This window comes from Kitasatospora sp. NPDC058965, assembly GCF_042741245.1.
In the GTDB taxonomy this organism is placed as follows: Bacteria; Actinomycetota; Actinomycetes; order Streptomycetales; family Streptomycetaceae; genus Kitasatospora.
The window spans coordinates 1-19,256 of the sequence record NZ_JBHYKG010000162.1 but is presented as its reverse complement, the minus strand read 5'-3'; the positions used below and the strand labels follow the sequence as shown (position 1 = coordinate 19,256).

14 protein-coding genes and 1 pseudogene are annotated in these 19,256 nt (G+C 74.4%); 6 read left to right on the top strand and 9 right to left on the bottom strand.

All coding sequences use genetic code 11. From position 1 onward, the window contains the following. Positions 1–104: 104 nt before the first annotated feature. Complete coding sequence (locus ACFW1A_RS24625) at positions 105–839, bottom strand: SDR family oxidoreductase (RefSeq protein WP_380411715.1); 735 nt, start codon at positions 837–839, stop codon at positions 105–107. Between the two features lie 146 nt (positions 840–985). On the opposite strand from ACFW1A_RS24625, the gene ACFW1A_RS24620 reads away from it, so the two are divergent. From ACFW1A_RS24620 to ACFW1A_RS24605, 4 genes are all read left to right on the top strand, one after another. After that, positions 986–1,513 carry a DinB family protein gene (locus ACFW1A_RS24620; RefSeq protein WP_380411712.1) on the top strand — a complete coding sequence of 176 codons (528 nt, stop codon included), beginning with the start codon at positions 986–988 and terminating at the stop codon, positions 1,511–1,513. A gap of 269 nt (positions 1,514–1,782) precedes the next feature. Next, positions 1,783–2,178 (top strand): cell division protein SepF, encoded by a 396-nt coding sequence (locus ACFW1A_RS24615; RefSeq protein WP_380411710.1) that lies wholly within the window; start codon positions 1,783–1,785, stop codon positions 2,176–2,178. 134 nt (positions 2,179–2,312) lie between these two features. Further along, positions 2,313–2,861, top strand: coding sequence for a TetR/AcrR family transcriptional regulator (locus tag ACFW1A_RS24610; protein WP_380411708.1), 549 nt, complete (start codon positions 2,313–2,315; stop codon positions 2,859–2,861). A gap of 8 nt (positions 2,862–2,869) precedes the next feature. Beyond that, the gene (locus ACFW1A_RS24605) at positions 2,870–4,456 is read left to right on the top strand and encodes an MFS transporter (protein WP_380411720.1); all 1,587 of its coding nucleotides are present in this window, start codon (positions 2,870–2,872) and stop codon (positions 4,454–4,456) included. A 39-nt stretch (positions 4,457–4,495) separates the two neighbouring features. Here ACFW1A_RS24605 and ACFW1A_RS24600 read toward each other — a convergent pair whose 3' ends face one another. The 7 genes from ACFW1A_RS24600 to ACFW1A_RS24570 form a co-directional block, all read right to left on the bottom strand. Further along, complete coding sequence (locus tag ACFW1A_RS24600) at positions 4,496–6,952, bottom strand: SpoIIE family protein phosphatase (protein ID WP_380411700.1); 2,457 nt, start codon at positions 6,950–6,952, stop codon at positions 4,496–4,498. A 103-nt stretch (positions 6,953–7,055) separates the two neighbouring features. Beyond that, the gene (locus tag ACFW1A_RS24595) at positions 7,056–7,670 is read right to left on the bottom strand and encodes a TetR/AcrR family transcriptional regulator (protein WP_380411697.1); all 615 of its coding nucleotides are present in this window, start codon (positions 7,668–7,670) and stop codon (positions 7,056–7,058) included. 60 nt (positions 7,671–7,730) lie between these two features. Then, a complete protein-coding gene (locus ACFW1A_RS24590) occupies positions 7,731–9,296 on the bottom strand; it encodes an AMP-binding protein (protein ID WP_380411695.1) in 1,566 nt (521 codons plus the stop codon). A gap of 110 nt (positions 9,297–9,406) precedes the next feature. Continuing rightward, entirely contained in the window at positions 9,407–10,585 is a 1,179-nt protein-coding gene (locus tag ACFW1A_RS24585) for an acyl-CoA dehydrogenase family protein (RefSeq protein ID WP_380411692.1), read from the bottom strand. 67 nt (positions 10,586–10,652) lie between these two features. Beyond that, on the bottom strand, positions 10,653–12,560 hold the full coding sequence (locus ACFW1A_RS24580) for a biotin carboxylase N-terminal domain-containing protein (protein ID WP_380411717.1): 1,908 nt from the start codon (positions 12,558–12,560) through the stop codon (positions 10,653–10,655). Positions 12,561–12,592: 32 nt separating this feature from the next. After that, on the bottom strand, positions 12,593–14,191 hold the full coding sequence (locus ACFW1A_RS24575; RefSeq protein WP_380411690.1) for an acyl-CoA carboxylase subunit beta: 1,599 nt from the start codon (positions 14,189–14,191) through the stop codon (positions 12,593–12,595). After that, entirely contained in the window at positions 14,188–15,936 is a 1,749-nt protein-coding gene (locus tag ACFW1A_RS24570) for an acyclic terpene utilization AtuA family protein (protein ID WP_380411687.1), read from the bottom strand. The genes ACFW1A_RS24575 and ACFW1A_RS24570 overlap by 4 nt, the downstream gene beginning before the upstream one ends. 300 nt (positions 15,937–16,236) lie before the next feature. Between ACFW1A_RS24570 and ACFW1A_RS24565 the strand changes: the two genes are divergently transcribed. Beyond that, positions 16,237–16,923, top strand: a complete 687-nt coding sequence (locus tag ACFW1A_RS24565; protein ID WP_380411684.1) for an isochorismatase family protein — start codon at positions 16,237–16,239, stop codon at positions 16,921–16,923. Positions 16,924–16,976: 53 nt separating this feature from the next. Next, positions 16,977–17,144: pseudogene (locus ACFW1A_RS24560) on the top strand (VOC family protein); the annotation flags it as partial. Positions 17,145–17,240: 96 nt separating this feature from the next. Here ACFW1A_RS24560 and ACFW1A_RS24555 read toward each other — a convergent pair. Continuing rightward, positions 17,241–19,256: FG-GAP-like repeat-containing protein (locus ACFW1A_RS24555; RefSeq protein WP_380411681.1), on the bottom strand; the 2,016-nt coding region annotated here is incomplete at its 5' end.

Below are 19,256 nucleotides of genomic sequence, written 5' to 3'. Positions count from 1 at the left end.
CGCGGTGTTGGCGCTGCGGGGGGCGCTGCGCCGGGCGGCCGCGGGGCGCGCGCGCGGGCGGGGCGCCCCCACCGGGTCGCCGCGCCGGCGACGCCCGGGCCCCGCTACAGTCCGCCGGCCACCCGCAGGGTCGCGCCCGTGGTGTACGAGGCGTCCGGCGAGAGCAGCCAGGCCACCGCCGAGGCGATCTCCACCGGCCGGCCCGGCCGGCGCAGCGGAATCGCCGGGGCGACCCGGGCCGGGCGCGTCGGCTCGCCGCCCAGCGCGTGGAACTCGGTCTCGACCGTCCCCGGCGCGACGGTGTTCACCCGGATCCCGCGCGGCCCCAGCTCCTTCGCCAGCCCGATGGTGAGCGCGTCGGTGGCCGCCTTGGTGGCCGCGTAGTGCACGTACTCCCCCGGGCTGCCCAGCGTGGCCGCGGCGGAGGAGACGTTGACGATGGCGCCGCCGGCCTCGAAGTCCCGGGCCGCGCGGCGGGCGCAGAGCAGGTAGCCGACCACGTTGACGTCGACCACCCGGCGCAGGTCCTCGGTGCGCAGCTCGGCCAGCGGGCCCTGGACGCTGGTCACGCCGGCGTTGTTCACCAGCCCGGTCGGCTTGCCCAGCGCGGCCTCGGCCTCGTCGAAGAAGGCCTCCACCTGCGCCTCCTCGGCCGTGTCCAGCCGCAGCGCGACCACCCGGGTACCCAGCTCGCGGGCCTGCGCGACCACCTTCCCGGCGGCCACGGCGTCCTGCCGGTAGCCCACGGCGACGTCGTGCCCGTCCGCGGCCAGCCGCAGACAGACCGCCGCGCCGATACCGCGGCCGCCACCGGTGACCAGTGTGACGGGTCGTGACATCCCGGTTCCCCCTTCGAACGGGCCCGGCACGGGGAGACCCGCGGACGGGCCCGCGGACCGGGAACAGTACGTGTACCGGCAGCCTAGTGTCCCGCGCACCGCCAATTCACTCGCCCGTGCCGCGCGGCACTGACAGGATGGCTCCCATGACCGAGCGCGCCGAGACCGCCCGCACCCCCCGCGTCGACCCGCCGTTCGCGGCCGGCGAAGCCGCCATGCTGGCGAGCTGGCTGGGCTTCCACCGCAGCACCCTGGCGCGCAAGTGCGAGGGTCTGACGGAGCGGCAGCTGAAGCTCCGTTCGGTCAGCCCCTCCACGCTCAGCCTGCTGGGCCTGGTCCGGCACCTGGCCGAGGTGGAGCAGTACTGGTACCAGGTGGTGCTGCTGGGCCTGGACCGCGCGCCGCTCTACTACACCGACGAGGACCCGGACCACGACTTCAACGGTGCCGACGACGGCGACCCCGCCGAGGCCTTCGCCACCTGGCGGCGCCAGGTGGAGCTGGCCGAGCAGGCGGTGGCCGGCCTGCCGATGGAGACCGTGGGCCGCAAGCAGCGCCGCGGCGAGGACGTGACGCTGCGCTGGATCCAGATCCACATGATCGAGGAGTACGCCCGCCACAACGGCCACGCGGACCTGCTGCGCGAGGCGGTGGACGGCGTCACCGGAGAGTGACGGCGCGTCAACTCCGTTTTGACCTCCGGGCGAACGGGTGATGCCGGGGTCAGGTGCGCAACCGCCCGCCGACCTGCGGCGTCCCTCGGTGGTGGGACCAGAACCGATCCGGTGCGTGCCGCTGGCACGCGCCACAACCCGAACGGCGCGCCAGGGCGGGCGCCGCAGCGGTGATCAGTGCGATACTCGGACAGTTCCGGTGAGTGGATGACGCGTCAGATTGACGGTGTGCCGACCGGAATTCCGGGGACAGGACAGGGAGGCGCGGCATGGGAGCACTTCGCGACGAGCACCACAACGGGTGGCTGATGCCGTCCGGGAGCTACCCGGCCGCGGTGTACGACGAGGACGACTGGGGGACGGCCGACACCATCCCCGCGCTGCCCAATCCGACCAAGATCGTCTCGGTCAAGCCGACCGGCTTCGAGTCGGCCCGCACCGTGGGCGAGCACGTCCGGGCCGGCACCCCGGTGGTGATGGACGTGACCGAGATGGACGACGCCGAGGCCAAGCGGATGGTCGACTTCGCCTCCGGCCTGATCTTCGGCACCCGCGGCGGCATCGAGCGGATCGCCCGCCGGGTGTTCCTGCTCACCCCGCCGGAGGTCGAGGTCATGGTGATCGACCGGCCGCTGGACGACAGCGGCTTCTACAACCAGAGCTGAGCCGGCGCGACCGGCGCCGCACCAGACCCCCGACCGGAGGCAGCCAAGGCCGCCTCCGGTTTTCTGTTGCCCATCGGCCGGGCATCACCGACTCGTCTGAGACACGAATGTCTCACGTGAGTTATCCTTCTCTCATGGCCATCGATCGCGACACGGTGCTGACGGCAGCCGTCGAGGTGCTCTCCCGCAACCCCACCGCCCACCTGGACGAGATCGCGCGCGCCGCCGGGATCAGCCGGGCCTCGCTGCACCGGGTCTTCCCGGGCCGGGAGACCCTGGTCCGCGAGGTCGGCCTGCTGGCGCTGCGCCGCTACCACGGCGCGCTGGACGCCGCCGACCTGGAGCACGGCGACACCGAGACCGTGCTGCGCCGGCTCGTCGGGCTGCTGGTGCCCGACGCGGCGCTCTGCGCCTTCCTCGCCGGCGAGAACCAGCTCTTCGACGACCCCGAACTGCTCGCCCTCTGGGAGCAGCAGGGCGAACGGGTGCGGGCCTTCTTCCTGCGCGGGCAGCAGCAGGGCGCCTTCCGGATCGAACTGCCGGCCGGGTGGCTCGCCGAGGCCTTCTTCGACCTGCTGGCCGGCGTCGGCTGGGCCGTCCAGGACGGCCGCCTCGCCCCCCGCGACAGCGCCTTCGCCCTCGTCGAACTCTTCCTCGGCGGAGCCCTCCGGAGACCCTCGTGACCACCGCCCTGCACCACCACTCCACTGCCGGCAGCACGCCGGACACCCCCGACACCCCCGCCACCGCACGCCGCCGCTGGGCCGGCCTGGCCGTCCTGGTGCTGGCCGTGCTGCTGGTCGCGATCGACGCGACCGTGCTCGTGCTGGCCATCCCCTCGATCACCGAGGCGCTCGACCCCGGCGCCACCCAGCTGCTCTGGATCGGTGACAGCTACTCCTTCGTGCTGGCCGGTCTGCTGGTCAGCATGGGCGCGCTGAGCGACCGGACCGGCCGCCGCCGGCTGCTGCTGCTCGGTGCCGCCGCCTTCGGCGCCGCCTCGCTGCTGGCCGCCTACGCGCCCTCGGCCGGCTGGCTGATCGCCGCCCGGGCCCTGCTCGGCGTGGCCGGGGCGACCATCATGCCGTCCACCCTCTCGCTGATCCGGGTGCTCTTCCCCGACGCCCGGCAGCGGGCCACCGCGATCGGGATCTGGGGCGCCGCCGCCACCGCCGGGGCCGCCGCCGGGCCGCTGATCGGCGGTCTGCTGCTGGAGCACTTCTGGTGGGGCTCGGTCTTCCTGCTCAACCTGCCGGTGATGGCGCTGCTGCTGGTGCTCGGCCGCTGGCTGCTGCCCGAGTCGCGGGACCCCCGGCCGGGCCGCTGGGACGTGGTCAGCGTGCTGCTCTCGATGACCGGACTGATCGCCCTGGTCTACGCGGTCAAGGAGGCCGCCGCGACCGGCCCCGCGCACGCGCAGGTCTGGGTGGCCGGCGCGCTCGGCGCGCTCGGCCTGTGGCGCTTCGTCAGGCGCCAGCTGCGGCTGGCCACCCCGCTGCTGGACGTGCGGCTCTTCGCCGACCGCCGGTTCTCCGGTGCGGTGCTCGGGGCGCTGGTGGCGATCCTCGGCATGGGCGGCGTGGTGTTCTTCATGTCGCAGTACCTGCAACTGGTGCGCGGCTACTCGCCGCTGACCGCGGGCCTGGCCGAGACGCCCGGCTTCGTGGCCGCGATGGGCACCTCGCTGGTCAGCGCCCGCCTGGCCCGCCGGGTCGGCGCGCGCGGCGCGCTGGTCGGCGGACTGGCGGTGCTGGGCCTGTCGCTGGGCGCCCTGGGGCTGCTCACCGAGTCGACCTCGTACCTGGTGCTCGCCACCGTCTTCGTCGGGGTCGGCGCGGCCGAGGGGCTGGTCTACACCGTCTCGTCCGACCTGGTGCTGACCGCCGCCCCGGCGAGCAAGTCCGGCGCCGCCTCGGCCGTCTCGGAGACGGCGTACGAGCTGGGCACGGCGCTCGGGATCGCGCTGTTCGGTTCGGTCCTCACCGCCGTCTACAGCGCCGCGGTCACCGCCCCGGCCGGCCTCGACCCGGCCGCGGCCGAGCAGGCCCGGGCCTCGCTCGGCGGTGCGGGGGCGGCCGCCCGCGCACTGCCCGGCGGCACCGGCGACGCGCTGCTGCAGGCGGCCCGCGCGGGCTTCGTGCACGGGGTGGGGCTGGCCTCGCTGCTGGCCACCGGCCTGGTGGCGGTGGGCGCGCTGACGGCCTGGCGGCTGCTGCGCCCGGCCGGTGCGCGCGGCCGGGGCCGACGGGGCGCCGGCCGGGCCCCTCGCCGCGCCTGACGGGGCGTCGGCCGGACCGGCGGCCGGGCGCAGCGGCCGTCAGCTGCCCAGCGGCAGCTCCAGCTCCGCCCAGACCACCTTGCCGTCGTTCGTGGGCCGGCTCCCCCAGCGGTGGGCCAACTCGTTGACCAGGTACATCCCGCGCCCGCCCTCGTCCTCCGACCCCGCCGGGCGCAGCCGCGGCGTCTGCCGCCCGGTGTCGGCCACCTCCAGAGTCAGCGTCCGGTCCCGGAACAGCCGCAGCCGCACCGGCTCGCCGCCGTGCACCAGGGCGTTCGTGACCAGCTCGCTGACCAGCAGCTCGGCGAAGTCCGCCAGCGGGGTCAGCCCCCAGGCGGCCAGCGTGGCGCGGGTGAACCGGCGGGCCCGCGACGGGACCGGCCCCTCGCCGGTCAGCGGCAGGGTGGCGATCCGGTCCCGGGGCAGCGGCAGCGCCCGGGCCATGATCATCGCCACGTCGTCCTCGCTGCCGCCGCGCACCAGGGCCGACACCACCGCGTCGCAGTGCGCCTCCAGGGTCCGCCCGCGGGACGCCAGGGTCTGCCGCAGCAGGTCGATGCCCAGGTCGATGTCGGCGCCGCGGCGCTCCACCAGGCCGTCGGTGTAGAGCGCCAGGATCGCGCCCTCGCGCAGCGTGAACTCGGTGTTCTCGAAGGCCACCCCGCCCACGCCCAGCGGCACCCCGGGCGACACCGGGAGCACCTGGGCGTCCCCGTCCGGGCCCATCACCACCGGCGGCAGGTGGCCGGCGCTGGCGAGGATGCAGCTGCGGTCCACCGGGTCGTAGACCACGCAGACGCAGGTCGCGAACTGGCCCTCGCCGATGCCGTTGGCGGTCTCGTCCAGCCGGGCCAGCACCTGGGCCGGCGCCATGTCCAGGGTCGCCAGGGTGCGGGCCACGGTGCGCAGCTGACCCATCGTCGCGGCGGCCCGGATGCCGTGGCCCATCACGTCGCCGACCACCAGCGCGACCCGCCCGCAGGAGAGCGGGACCACGTCGAACCAGTCGCCGCCGACCTCGCTGACCACGCTGCTGGGCAGGTACCGGTAGGCGATCTCCAGGCCCAGGGTGCGGTGGATCTCCTGCGGCAGCAGGCTGCGCTGCAGGGTGAGCGCGGTGTCCCGCTCGCGCCGGTAGAGCCGGGCGTTGTCGATGCTGACGGCGGTGCGCGCCACCAGTTCCTCGGCCAGCGCCACGTCGCCCTCGCTGAACGGCTCCGGGTTGCGGGTGCGGACGAACTCCGCACCGCCCAGCACCATCCCGCGGGCCCGCAGCGGGACCAGCAGGTAGGAGTGCAGTCCGGCGTCCAGGGCCGGCTGGACCCGCTCCTCGCGGGCCGCGATGGCGCGCAGCTTCTCCTCGTCCACCTGCGGCACGTGCAGCGGGCGGCCGCTGCGCAGGCTCTTGGTGTACACCCGGTTGGACTCGTAGGCCGAGGTGGCGCCGATCGCGTCGGCGGCACTGGTCAGCCCGCCGCCGTAGGCCTCGCCGGCCGCCACCGCGCGCAGCAGCACGCCCTCGTCGGGGGCCAGCAGGCCGGGCTCCTCGCCGCGCAGGATCGGGTCCAGCAGGTCGACGGTGGCGAAGTCGGCGAACCGCGGCACCACGGCCGCGATCAGCTCCTCGGCGGTGCGCTGCATGTCCAGCGTGGTGCCGATCCGCGCGGTGGCCTCGGCCAGCATCGCGAGCCGCTCCTGGGCCCGGGCGGCGCGCGCCTCGGCCTGGAACCGCTCGGTCACGTCGATCAGCGAGGAGCTGACCCCGAGCACCCGCCCCTCGGGGTCGGCCAGCCGGAAGTAGGAGGCCGACCAGGCCCGGTCGCGGCGCGGGTCGCCGGGGGTGCGCCCGTAGGAGCGGGCGTCCACCACCGGTCTTCCGGTGGTCAGCACCTGACGCATCACCGCCTCGATCTCGGTCGCGTTCAGGCCCGGCAGCACGGCGTCGATCCGGCGGCCCAGGTGGTCCTCGACCGGCATGCCGTTGATCTCGGCCAGCGCCTGGTTGAGCCGGACGAAGCGCAGCTCGGTGTCGTAGACCGCCATCCCGATCGGCGACTGGGTGAAGAAGCCGTCCAGCACCGCCAGGTCGGCCTCCACCTGGCGCACCGCGCGCACCTCCGCGCCGGTGGCCAGCACCAGCGGGCGCCCGCCGGGGCCGGCGATGCCGTAGGTGCGGAAGTCCAGCTCGACCGGGTGGCCGTCCTTGTGCCGGACCGGGAAGACGCCGGACCAGCGCCGGTCGACCAGGATCCGCTCGTAGAGCTTCAGCACGTCGCCGTGGCGCCCGGGCACCGCGAGCAGCGGGGCGGCGAACCGGCCGACGATCTCCTCCGCGCTCCAGCCGAGCAGCCGTTCGGCGTCCTCGCTCCAGTGCAGCACCCGCCCGTCGGCGTCCAGCAGTGCGGTGGCCAGCGGCACCAGGCGGTGCCCGTCGAAGCCTGCGGGCACGTTCCCGGAGCCCGCGTCGCCCCGGGCGTTCGGTGCTGGACTTTCCATGCTGGCGACCACCCCGGCTTGCGTGTGCGTGCGGCTGCTCGGTTCCAGCCTGCCCGGTGTCCGCCTCGACGGCGACCGCGCGCGACCGGGAGTGAACCGCCGGTCAGCGGGCCTCGCCGTCCAGCGCGGACTGGAGCATCCGGGACCACTGGCGGACCACGCCGGCCCGTCGGACGGCGTCGTCGGTGAGCAGATTAGCGAGCCCCAGCCCACGGGCAAGGTCCAGGGTGGCCTGGACGCTCTCCCGGACCCCCGCGGCGCCCTCGTCGACGCCGAGGAACTCCAGTGCGGCGCGGTGCGATTCGCGTCCGACCCGGTTCTCCAGGGCCACGATCCGCTCGCGCAGCGCCGGCTCGGTGGCGGCGGCCACCCACAGGTGCAGCGCGGCGCGGAACAGCGGCCCGGTGTAGAGGCGCACGATCAGCTCCACCACCGCCTCGGTGCGGGCCGGGCCGGCCGGCGGCAATTGGTCGGCGTCGGCCCGCACCGCCGTCAGGCGCTCGGCGGTGACGTGCTCGACGGCGGCGGTGAACAGGTCCTCGCGGGTCGGGAAGTGGTGCTGCGCCGCACCCCGGGTGACGCCGGCCCGCTCGGCCACCACGGTGACCGTGCTGCCGTTCCAGCCGAGCTCGGCCAGGCACTCCACGGCGGCCTCCAGCAGCCGGCGGCGGGTGGCCCGGCTGCGGTCCTGCTGCGGGGTGCGGGCGGCGGTGCTCATGGTGGTGCGCTCCGGGTGGGGGTGGGGCGGTGAGGGCCTGTCACCGCATCTTCGCAGACGCTACTTGCCGCGCAGCTCGCGGCGGAGGATCTTGCCGCTGGCGGACTTGGGCACCGCGCTCAGGAAGTCGACGGCGCGGACCTTCTTGTACGGGGCCACCTTGGCGGCCACGAAGTCCATCACCTGCTGCGCGGTCAGCTCGCTGCCCGGGACCCGGACCACGAAGGCCTTGGGCCGTTCGGTGCCGTCCTGGTCGGTCACCCCGATCACGGCGGCGTCGGCGATCTGGGGGTGGGTCAGCAGCAGCGCCTCCAGCTCGGCGGGCGCCACCTGGTAGCCCTTGTACTTGATCAGCTCCTTCACCCGGTCGACCACGTGCAGGTAGCCGCGGGCGTCCTGGTGGCCGATGTCGCCGGTGTGCAGCCAGCCGTCCGCGTCGATCATCGCGTCGGTCTCGCCCTGCCGGCCGAAGTAGCCCTTCATCACCTGCGGGCCGCGGATCAGGATCTCGCCGTCCTCGTCGACGCCGAGGTCGCGCCCGCTGCCGTCCAGGGCGAGCACCCGCAGCTCGGTGGCGGCCACCAGCTTGCCGACCGCGCCGGGCGAGGGCGCCGGGTCGTCCAGCGGGACCAGGTGGGTGGCGGGCGAGAGCTCGGTCATGCCGTAGCCCTGGTGCACCGTCGGCAGGCCGAGCCGGGCGGCCGCGGCGGCGGCCAGCGAGGCGTCCAGCGGGGCGGCGGCGCTGAGCACGTAGCGGATCGAGGAGAGGTCGTAGGCGTCCACCAGCGGGTGCTTGGCCAGCGCCAGCACGATCGGCGGGGCGACCGGGACGGCGTCGATCCGGTACTCCTGGATCACCCGCAGGAAGTGCTCCAGGTCGAACCGGGGCAGCACCACCATGGTGCCCCCGGAGCTCAGCGCCCGGTTGAGCAGCACGCTCAGGCCGTAGATGTGGAAGAACGGGAGGATCCCGACCACCCGTTCGCCCGGCTCGGTGGTGTGCACGGCGGCCACCTGGGCCAGGTTGGTGGCGATCGAGCGGTGGGTGAGCATCACGCCCTTGGGCAGGCCGGTGGTGCCGCTGGAGTAGGGCAGGATCGCCAGGTCCAGGGCCGGGTCGATCGCCACCTCGGGCGCCGGGGCGGTGCAGGCGCGCAGGTCGGCCAGGGTGCGGTGGACGCCGTCGGCGCCGTCCAGCACGAAGGTCTCGCGGACCTCCAGGCCCTCGGCGGCGGCGAGCGCGACCGGGAGCAGCAGCCGGGCGCTGACGATCCAGCGGGCGCCGCTGTCGCGCAGCTGGCCGGCCAGCTCCTCGGGGGTGGCGAGCGAGGAGACCGTGGTGACGGTGGCGCCCGCCTTGATCGCGCCGTAGAGCGCGATCGGGTACTGGATCGAGTTGAAGCTGTGCAGCGCGAGCACGTCGCCCTTGACCAGCCCGGCCTCGGCCAGGCCCGCGGCCACCCGCTCCACCGCGGTGCCCAGCTCGCGGTAGCTGAGGCTCTCCCCGGTCAGCCCGTCGATCAGCGCCGGGGCGTCGGCGTAGCGCACGACGGACTCGCCGAGCACGGCCTCGTGCAGCGGCAGCTCGACGGCGGGCACGTCCGGGTAGTGGCTGCGGAACACCATGGCGACTCCTGCGGGTGGGTGGGAGCGGAGCGGGCACCGGAGGGGTGGAGCCCGACTGACAGGAAGGCCCCTTACCCGCGTGCCGGGGTCGGCACGCGGGCGGCCGGCCGTCAGTACGAGCGGGGCAGCTTGAGGGTGTGCTGGGCCACGTAGTTGAGGATCATCTCGCGGCTGACCGGGGCCACCCGGCCGACCCGGGTGGCGGCGAGCAGCGCGGCCAGGCCGTACTCCTGGGTCAGGCCGTTGCCGCCCAGGGTCTGCACCGCCTGGTCGACGGTGCGGGTGGCGGCCTCGCCGGAGGCGTACTTGGCCATGTTGGCGGCCTCGCCCGCGGCCAGGTCGTCACCGGCGTCGTACAGGTGGGCGGCCTTGCGCATCATCAGCCGGGCCAGCTCGATCTCGATCGCGCACTGGGCCAACGGGTGGGCCAGGCCCTGGTGGGCGCCGATCGGGGTGTCCCAGACGGTGCGGGTGCGGGCGTAGTCGGTGGCGGTGTTGAGTGCCTGGCGGGCGACGCCGAGCGAGAACGCGGCGGTCATGATCCGCTCCGGGTTGAGCCCGGCGAACAGCTGCAGCAGGCCCGCGTTCTCGTCGCCGACCAGGGCATCGGCGGGCAGCCGGACGTCGTCCAGGAAGACCTGGAACTGCCGCTCCGGGGAGAGCAGTTCCATCGGGATCGGGCGGTACTCGAAGCCCGGGGTCTCGCGCGGCACGATGAACAGGGCGGGCTTGAGCTTGCCGGTGCGGGCGTCCGCGGTGCGGCCGACCACCAGCACCGCGTCGGCGCCGTCGATGCCGGAGATGAACACCTTGCGGCCGTTCAGGATCCAGTCGGACCCGTCCCGGGTGGCCACGGTGGAGAGCCGGTGCGAGTTGGAGCCGGCGTCCGGCTCGGTGATCGCGAAGGCCATCCGGCGGGTGCCGTCGCTCAGTCCGGGCAGCCAGGCGCGCTTCTGCTCCTCGGTGCCGAACCGGGCCAGGATGGTGCCGCAGATGGCCGGCGAGACCACCAGCATCAGCAGCGGGCAGCCGACCGTGCCGAGCTCCTCCAGCACGATGGACAGCTCGTAGACGCCGGCGCCGCCACCGCCGTACTCCTCCGGCAGGTTGACGCCGAGGAAGCCGAGCTTGCCCGCCTCGTGCCAGAGTTCGTCGGTGTGCTCGCCCGCGCGGGCGCGCTTGAGGAAGTACTCCGAGCCGAACCGGCGGCCCAGGTCGCCCACCGCCCGGCGCAGCGCGATCCGTTCGGGGGTCTCGATCAAGGGGCTCTCGGTGCTGTTCGGTGCCATCTGACTTCTCCTCGGATCAGGGTGAGGGTGTGTCGCACGGGGCGGGGCCGGTAGGTACCGGGCCCGATCAGGCAGGTTCGACGACGGCGAGCAGCGCGCCCAGCTCCACCTGCCGGCCGGGCGCCACGCGCAGGTCGGTGACGGTGCCGGCGACCGGGGCGGTGACCTGGTGCTCCATCTTCATCGCCTCCAGCCAGAGCAGCGGCTGGCCGGCCGCCACCTGATCGCCGACGGTGGCGGCGACCCGGACCACGGTGCCCGGCATGGGTGCGAGCAGGGCCCCGGGGTCGACCTGCACCTCGGGCTCGGGGAACCGCGGCAGGGCGGTCAGCGCGGTGCCGCCGGTCGGCCGGTCGACGTGGACCAGCGCGCCGTAGCGCGCCACCCGGAAGGTGCGCCGGACCCCGTCGACGGTGAGCACCACCCGGTCGGGATCGGCCGCCACCAGGCTCACACCCGGGTGGTCCTCGGCACTCAGCCCGTCCCGGGTCAACCGGTAACGGACCGTCAGCTCGGTACCGTCGGCCGCCTGGTAGCGCTTCACCTGGGGCTGCGAGGGCAGGTTGCGCCAGCCGGAGGGCAGCGGGGTGCGGCGGGCGGCCGCGTCCGCCAGGGCGGCGGCCAGGGCGGCCAGCGGCAGGTCGCGCTTGTCGCCGCCGGCCTCCCGCAGCCCGGGGTGCCGGGTCAGGAAGGCGGTGTCCAACTCGGCTGCCAGGAAGGCGGGGTGGCGCACGATCGCGTCGAGCAGCTCGCGGTTGGTGGTCAGGCCGTGGATCCGGGTGCGGGAAAGCGCGTCGGCGAGCCGGCGGGCGGCGGCGGCCCGGGTGGGCGCCCAGGCGATCACCTTGGCGAGCATCGGGTCGTAGTGCACGCCGACGGTGTCTCCGCTCCGTACGCCCGAGTCCACCCGCAGGCCCGGGCCCTCGGGGAACTCGACCAGGTGCAGCGGGCCGCTCTGCGGCTGCCAGTCGGCGGCCGGGTCCTCGGCGTAGAGCCGGGCCTCGATCGCGTGGCCGGTGGGCGCGGGCGGTTCCGGGTCCAGCCGCTCCCCCTCGGCGACGGCCAGCTGCAGGGCCACCAGGTCCAGGCCGGTGACGCACTCGGTGACCGGGTGCTCCACCTGCAGGCGGGTGTTCATCTCCAGGAAGAAGAACCGCCCGTCCGCACCGAGCAGGAACTCCGCGGTACCGGCGCCGGTGTAGCCGATGGCGCGGGCGGCGGCGGTGGCGGCCTCGGCGAGGCGGGCGCGCAGTGCGGCGTCCAGGCCCGGGGCCGGGGTCTCCTCGATCACCTTCTGGTGCCGGCGCTGGATCGAGCAGTCGCGCTCGCCGAGCGCCCAGACGGTGCCGTGCCGGTCGGCGATCAGCTGCACCTCGATGTGGCGCCCGGTGGCCAGGTAGGGCTCCAGGAAGACCTCCCCGTCCCCGAAGGCGGCCAGCGCCTCGGCCGAGGCGGCGGCCAACTCCGGCTCCAGCCGCGCGAGGTCCTCGATCACCCGCATGCCGCGGCCGCCACCGCCGGCGGCCGCCTTGACCAGCAGCGGCAGGTCGGCCGCGGTGGCCCGGGCCGGGTCCACCGGGGCCAGCACCGGGACGCCGGCCGCGGCCATCAGCTGCTTGGCGGCGGTCTTGGAGCCCATCGCGGCCATCGCCCCGGGCGGCGGACCGACCCAGGTGAGCCCCGCGTCCAGCACGGCGCGGGCGAACTGCGGGTCCTCGGAGAGGAATCCGTACCCCGGGTGCACCGCGTCGGCGCCGGCCGCGAGCGCGGCGGCCACCAGCAGGTCGGCCCGCAGGTAGGTGTCGGCGGGGGCGGCGCCCGGCAGGCGGACGGCCGCGTCCGCCTCGTACACGTGGGCCGCCGCCGCGTCCGGGTCGGAGTGCACCGCGACGGTGGCGATGCCCAACTCGCGGCAGGTCCGGGCGATGCGGCGGGCGATCTCGCCCCGGTTGGCGATCAGCAGTCGCTGGATCATGGTCTGACGGTCCTTCGGCTCGCTCATGGCCCTCACATCCGGAAGACGCCGTAGCCGCGCGCACCGGCCACCGGCGCGCTGTGCACGGCGGACAGGCACAGGCCCAGCACGGTGCGGGTGTCGCGCGGGTCGATCACCCCGTCGTCGTAGAGCCGGCCGGACAGGAAGGCCGGCAACGACTCCGCCTCGATCTGCTGCTCCACCATGGCGCGGATCGCGGCGTCCGCCTCCTCGTCGTACGGCTGCCCCTTCGCCGCGGCCGACTGGCGGGCCACGATCGAGAGCACGCCCGCCAGTTGCTGCGGTCCCATCACCGCGGACTTGGCGCTCGGCCAGGCGAACAGGAACCGCGGCTCGTACGCCCGCCCGCACATCCCGTAGTGCCCGGCCCCGTAGGAGGCGCCCATCAGCACCGACAGGTGCGGGACCTGGCTGTTGGCCACCGCGTTGATCATCATCGCGCCGTGCTTGATGATGCCGCCCTGCTCGTACTCCTTGCCGACCATGTAGCCGGTGGTGTTGTGCAGGAAGACCAGCGGGATGTCCCGCTGGTTGGCCAACTGGATGAACTGGGCGGCCTTCTGCGACTCGGCGCTGAACAGCACGCCCTGCGCGTTGGCCAGGATGCCGACCGGGTAGCCGTGCAGGGTGGCCCAGCCGGTGGCCAGGCTGGTGCCGTAGAGCGGCTTGAACTCGTCGAAGTCGGAGCCGTCCACGATCCGGGCGATCACCTCGCGCGGGTCGAACGGCACCTTCAGGTCGCCCGGGACGATGCCGAGCAGCTCCTCCTCGGCGTACTTGGGCGGCGCGGCCAGCGGGTCGGGGTCCGGGCCGGCCTTGCGCCAGTGCAGGCGCAGCACGGTGCGCCGGGCCAGCCGCAGCGCGTCCAGCTCGTCGGCGGCGAACTGGTCGGCCAGGCCCGAGGTGCGGGCGTGCATCTCGGCGCCGCCCAGCGACTCGTCGTCGGCCTCCTCACCGGTGGCCATCTTGACCAGCGGCGGGCCGCCCAGGAAGACCTTGGCCCGCTCCCGGACCAGGATGGTGTGGTCGGACATGCCCGGCACGTACGCCCCGCCCGCCGTGGAGTTGCCGAACACCACCGCGACGGTGGGGATGCCGGCGGCGGACAACCGGGTGAGGTCGCGGAAGAGCGCGCCGCCCGGAATGAAGATCTCCTTCTGGCTGGGCAGGTCGGCACCGCCGGACTCCACCAGGTTGATCACCGGCAGCCGGTTGCGCAGGGCGATCTCGTTGGCCCGCAGCGCCTTGCGCAGCGTCCACGGGTTGCTCGCGCCGCCGCGGACGGTCGGGTCGTTGGCGGTGATCAGGCACTCGGTGCCCTCGACCGTCCCGATGCCGGTGACCAGCGCCGCCCCGACGGGGTAGTCGCTGCCCCAGGCGGCGAGCGGGGAGAGCTCCAGGAACGGGGTGTCCGGGTCGAGCAGCGCCTCGATCCGCTCGCGGGCCAGCAACTTGCCGCGCTTGCGGTGGCGTTCGACGTACTTGGGGCCGCCGCCGGCGAGCGCCTTGGCGTGCTCGGCGTCCAGCGCGGCGAGCTTGTCGAGCATCGCGGCGCGGTGGGCGCCGTACTCGGCGGACCCGGGGTCCAGGCGGGTGGGCAGGACGGTCACAGCACGGCCTCCGAGCTGGTGGCGAGGCTCGTCAGCACAGCCTCGGGGATGTCGACGTGGCGGGAGCGCAGCCACTCCCCCAGCGCCTTGGCCTGCGGGTCGAACCTGGCCTGCGCGGCGACGCCCTCGCCCAGCAGGCCCTCGATCACGAAGTTGACGGCGCGCAGGTTCGGCAGCAGGTACCGGTGGACCGTCAGGTCGGCGGTCTCCGGGAGCAGTTCGCGCAGCCGGTCGGTGGTGAGGGTGGCGGCGAGCCAGGACCAGGCCGCGTCCGTGCGGGTCCACAGGCCCAGGTTGGCGTCGCCGCCCTTGTCCCCGCTGCGGGCGGCGGCGACCCGGCCGAGCGGAGCGCGGCGGGTCGGGCCGGCGGGGTACGGGGGCGCCGGGGCGGGCGCCGGGGGCTCCTCGTGCGGCGCCGCCGTCAGCGGGGCGGGCGGGATCGGCCGGCGGGTCCCGTCCGGGTGCACCGCCCAGTGCTCGACCTCCTCCTGCGCCACGAAGGCCGCGGTGAACACCCCGTACGGGTTGGCCGGTCCGGGCGGCGCGGTCAGGTGGAAGCCGGGGTAGCTGGACAGCCCGAGCTCCACGGCCGCCGCAGTGATCGCGCGGCCCACCCTGTCCCGGTCGGCGTCCCGCACGGTCAGCTGGAGCAGTGCGCTGGCCTGCTGCTCGGTGGCGGCGTCCGGCCGGTCGGTCCGGGCCAGCGTCCAGCGCACCTCGGCCGGACCGTCCTTGAGCTCCTCGGCGAGCTGGCGCTGCACCAGGTCCGCCTTGGCCTCGATGTCCAACCCCGTGAGCACGAACACCACCTCGTTGCGCCAGCCGCCCAGCCGGTTGAGGCCCACCTTGAGCGCGGCGGGCGGTGCCTCGCCGCGCACCCCGCCGATCCGCACCCGGTCCGGGCCCTGCTGCGCCAGCCGCACGGTGTCGAGCCGGGCCGTGACGTCCGGGCCGAGGTAGCGCGATCCGCCGGTCTCGTACAGGAGTTGGGCGGTCACCGTGTCGACGGTGACGGCGCCGCCGGTCCCCGGGTGCTTGGTGATCACGCTGCTGCCGTCCGCGTGCAGCTCGGCGAGCGGGAAACCGGGCCGGGTCAGGTCCGCGAGCTCGGTGAACCACCCGTAGTTGCCGCCGGTCGCCTGCGCCCCGCACTCCAGCACGTGCCCGGCCACCACCGCGCCGGCCAGCGCGTCGAAGTCGGTCGGCCCCCACCCGAAGTGGGCCACCGCCGGGCCCACCACCAGGGCGGCGTCGGTCACCCGCCCGGTCACCACCACGTCCGCCCCCGCCCGCAGGCAGTCGGCGATCCCGAAGGCGCCCAGGTAGGCGTTGGCGGCGAGGAGCTGCGCGGGATCGGTGAACTCGGCGGCCCGGTCGAGCAGGTCGTCCCCGGTGACGTGCCCCACCCGGGGGTGGAGGCCCAACCGCTCCCCCAGCGCCGCGACCGCCTCCGCCAACCGCGCCGGATTCAGCCCGCCCGCGTTCACCACGATCCGCACCCCGCGCTCCTGCGCGAGGCCCAGGCAGTCCTCCAACTGCCGCAGGAACCCCTTCGCGTACCCGGCCCCCGGATCCTTCAGCCGGTCCCTGGCCAGGATCAGCATGGTCAACTCGGCCAGGTAGTCCCCGGTCAGCACGTCCAGCGCCCCACCCGTGAGCATCTCCCGGAACGCCGAGAACCGGTCCCCGTAGAACCCGGACGCGTTCCCGATCCGCAGGGGGTCTTGACCATGGCTGACGGACATGCGGCGCCTCTCTGGCACGGGGCGGGGGACACGGGGCACGGGGCAGGATCAGTGGGCAGGAGCAAGGAGCAGGAGCACTGCCGCGGGCCCGCCGGGGGCGAACGCGGCGGGCTGGGAACGATGGTGGGTCAGCGGCGAGAAAAAAGCAATCATGCGTGCTTGTTTTCTGCCAACCCCTGCCCTTCGGTTCGCCACACCGAGCGTGGCACGGCGGACGGGCGAGCTGGTGTGCTTGCCGGTGCCGGCGGGCAGGCTCGTCCGAGTCCGAGTCCGAGTCACCAGGAAGCCGACGGAGGGCGCATGCCGACCGACGCCAAGATCCACGACTGGCGGATCGAGCCCCGCGAGTACGCGCGCCAGGAGGAGAGGCGCGGCAGGCGCCACGCGTACGAGAGCGTCGACCCGGCGCGCACCGCGCTGATCGTGATCGACATGGTGTCGTTCTTCGTCGAGGCGAATCCGTACGCCCGCGGCATCGTGCCCAACATCGACCGTGTCGCCGGGGCCCTCCGCCGAGCCGGCGGCGTGGTCGCCTGGGTGCTCCCGGCGAACGAGGCACCGCTCGGCAGCCTGAGCACCGAGTTCTACGGACCCGCGGTCAGCGAGATGTTCGCGGCGACCGGGGGCGAAGGCCCGCTGCGCTCGCGGCTGTGGCACGGCTTCGACGTCCGGCAGACGGATCTCCTGGTGGAGAAGACCGCCTACAGCGCCTTCTTCCCCGGCCGTTCGCCGCTGCCGGGCCTGCTCGCGGAGCGTGGCATCGACACCGTCCTCATCACGGGCACGGTCACGAACGTCTGCTGCGAGTCCTCGGCCCGGGACGCGGCCACGACGGGGCTGCGCACGCTGATGATCGCCGACGCGAACGCGGCCCGGCGCGACCAGGACCACAACGCCGCGCTGCACACGGTCTACCGGTCGTTCGGCGACGTGCGGACCACGGACGAGGTACTGGACCTGATCGGACAACGGACTGACCACCGCTGAGCCGACGACCTGCTGTGCTCCGCCGCGACAAGGCCGGCCGGCGGGACCCTGGGATCACCGGCACGGCTCTGCGACCTGTGCACGTGAACATCAAGGCCCTCGACCCTGCGGCGGTCGGCCGGTTCTGGGCGGCTGCGCTCGGCGCGACGCGGGCGGACGTGGGCCAGGGCGACGTCCCGTGGACGGTGCTCGCCGACCCCGAGGGGCACGAGCTCTGCGTCTGCGCGCTGCACTGACCCCGGCAGCAGGCCGCCCGGGGAGCACGGCACCGTGCCGGGACCCTGGGCGGCCTGCCGGTCCGTCAGTCCGTCAGTCCGTCAGTTCAGGAAACGGCTGCCCGGGCCCCAGCAGGCGCTCTCCCAGGCCTTCGTGGGCGCGGCGAGGGTGCCGGTGCCGTAGGGGTCGGGGAGGAGGGTGAAGACCGCCTGGTGGGAGTCGCCGCCGCAGGTCGCGCCCGTGCTGCCGTAGTCGTTGAACAGGGCGAGGCTCGCCTTGCCGCTGCCGTTGTAGTCACCGGCGGTCAGGAAGCGGGTGCCGGTGCCCCAGGTCGGGGCGTCCCACTGGCTCACCGGGTAGCCGAGCCCGCCGTCACCGTTGCCGTCCGCCGAGATCGTGAACACCCGGACGTGGCCCGCGCCGTAGTCGTACAGCAGCGCCAGGTCGCTCTTCCCGTCACCGTTGAAGTCACCGGCCGTCAGGAACGACGTCCCACCGCCCCAACACGTGCTCTCCCACGCCGTCCTGGGCGCGGCGAGGGTGCCGGTACCGGCCGGGTCGGCGGTGAGGGTGAAGATCGCCTGGTGGGAGTCGCCGCCGCAGCTCGCACCGGCGTTGCCGTAGTCGTTGAACAGGGCCAGGTCGGTCTTCCCGTCGCCGTTGAAGTCGCCGGCGGTCAGGAAGCGGGTGCCGGTGCCCCAGGTCGGGGCGTCCCACTGGCTCACCGGGTAGCCGAGCCCGCCGTCGCCGTTGCCGTCCGCCGTGAAGGTGAACAGGCGGACGTGGCCCGCGCCGTAGTCGTACAGCAGCGCCAGGTCGCTCTTCCCGTCACCGTTGAAGTCACCGGCCGTCAGGAACGCCGTCCCGCCACCCCAACAGGTGCTCTCCCACGCCGTCCTAGGCGCCTGGTAGGTCCCGCTGCCGGCGGGGTCGGCGAGCCATTCGACGATCGCCACGTGGTCCACGCCCGGGCAACTGGAGCCGGCCGAGCCGTAGTCGTAGAAGGCGGCGAGGTCCGCCCGGCCGTCGCCGTTGAAGTCGCCGGTGGTGGTGAACTTGGGCGTGCCCGCCTGGCACGGCCCGTCCCACTGGGTGGCCAGCCCGTTGAAGGTGCCGGACCAGTCCGCCCTGCCGGTGAGCGAGAAGAGCGCGTTGTGCTCGCCACCGCCGCTGCCGCAGGAGGTGCCCGGTCCGTAGTCGTAGAGCAGCGACAGGTCGTCGATCCGGTCGCCGTTGACGTCCCGACCGGCCGGGCGCGGCACGGTGTCCACGAAGTGGGTGCCCGCCGCGTAGTAGCCGTTGACCGCGGCGCTCACCTGGTCCGGCGTCAGGGCACCGGAGTTGGTGTAGTAGACCCAGTTGACCTGCTCGTCCCAGGAGCGGGCCGGGCCGGTGGCGGCCAGGTCCTTGAACCACTCGTTGAAGTCGAGGGTCATCGCCTCGCGCGGGTCGTACTTCGCCGCGGGGGTGAAGTACGGGGCGCCGTCCAGGTAGAAGGTGACCGCGCCGTTCACCGCCGTCATCTGCAGGGTGTGCCACCCCTGCAGCGAGTGCACGGCGTTGTTGTTGTTGAAGGTGGTCTCGTCGGCCGGGCTGTACCAGGCGGTGGTGTACAGCGAGGCGCCCGGCGCGCCCCAACCGCCGTGCGGCAGGTACTCGTTGTCGAGCTCGCTGTAGAGCGGGTTCTCCGGGGAGATCGCGTAGAAGGACTGGATCGGGTGGTCGGGGTTGCTGCTGTCCGCGGTGCCGACGGTCGGTGCGTCGTTGAAGTACACCCGGGCCGCGTAGGTGCCGCTGAAGAACTTCCGCTGCGCGGTGCCGAGCTGGGCCTGCGTGGTGCCGGCCGCGGTGCCGTCGGTGCCGGCCCGCAGCCGCAGCGCCTGACCGCCCTGGGCGGTCGGGTCGGCCGGGAAGCTGACGCCGTCGGCCGACCAGGTGGCGCCGGGCACGCCCGGGCCGCCCGCGCGGGTGCGGACGGTCCAGTCGTGGGCGGCGAGGGCCGGATCGGCGGGGCCGCTGTAGTGGAAGTCGTCGAACAGGGCGCCGCCGGCGGGTGCCGGCGCCGAAGTGGCGGCGGCCGGGGCGGCGGCCGCTGCGGGTGACGGGGCGGCGAGGGC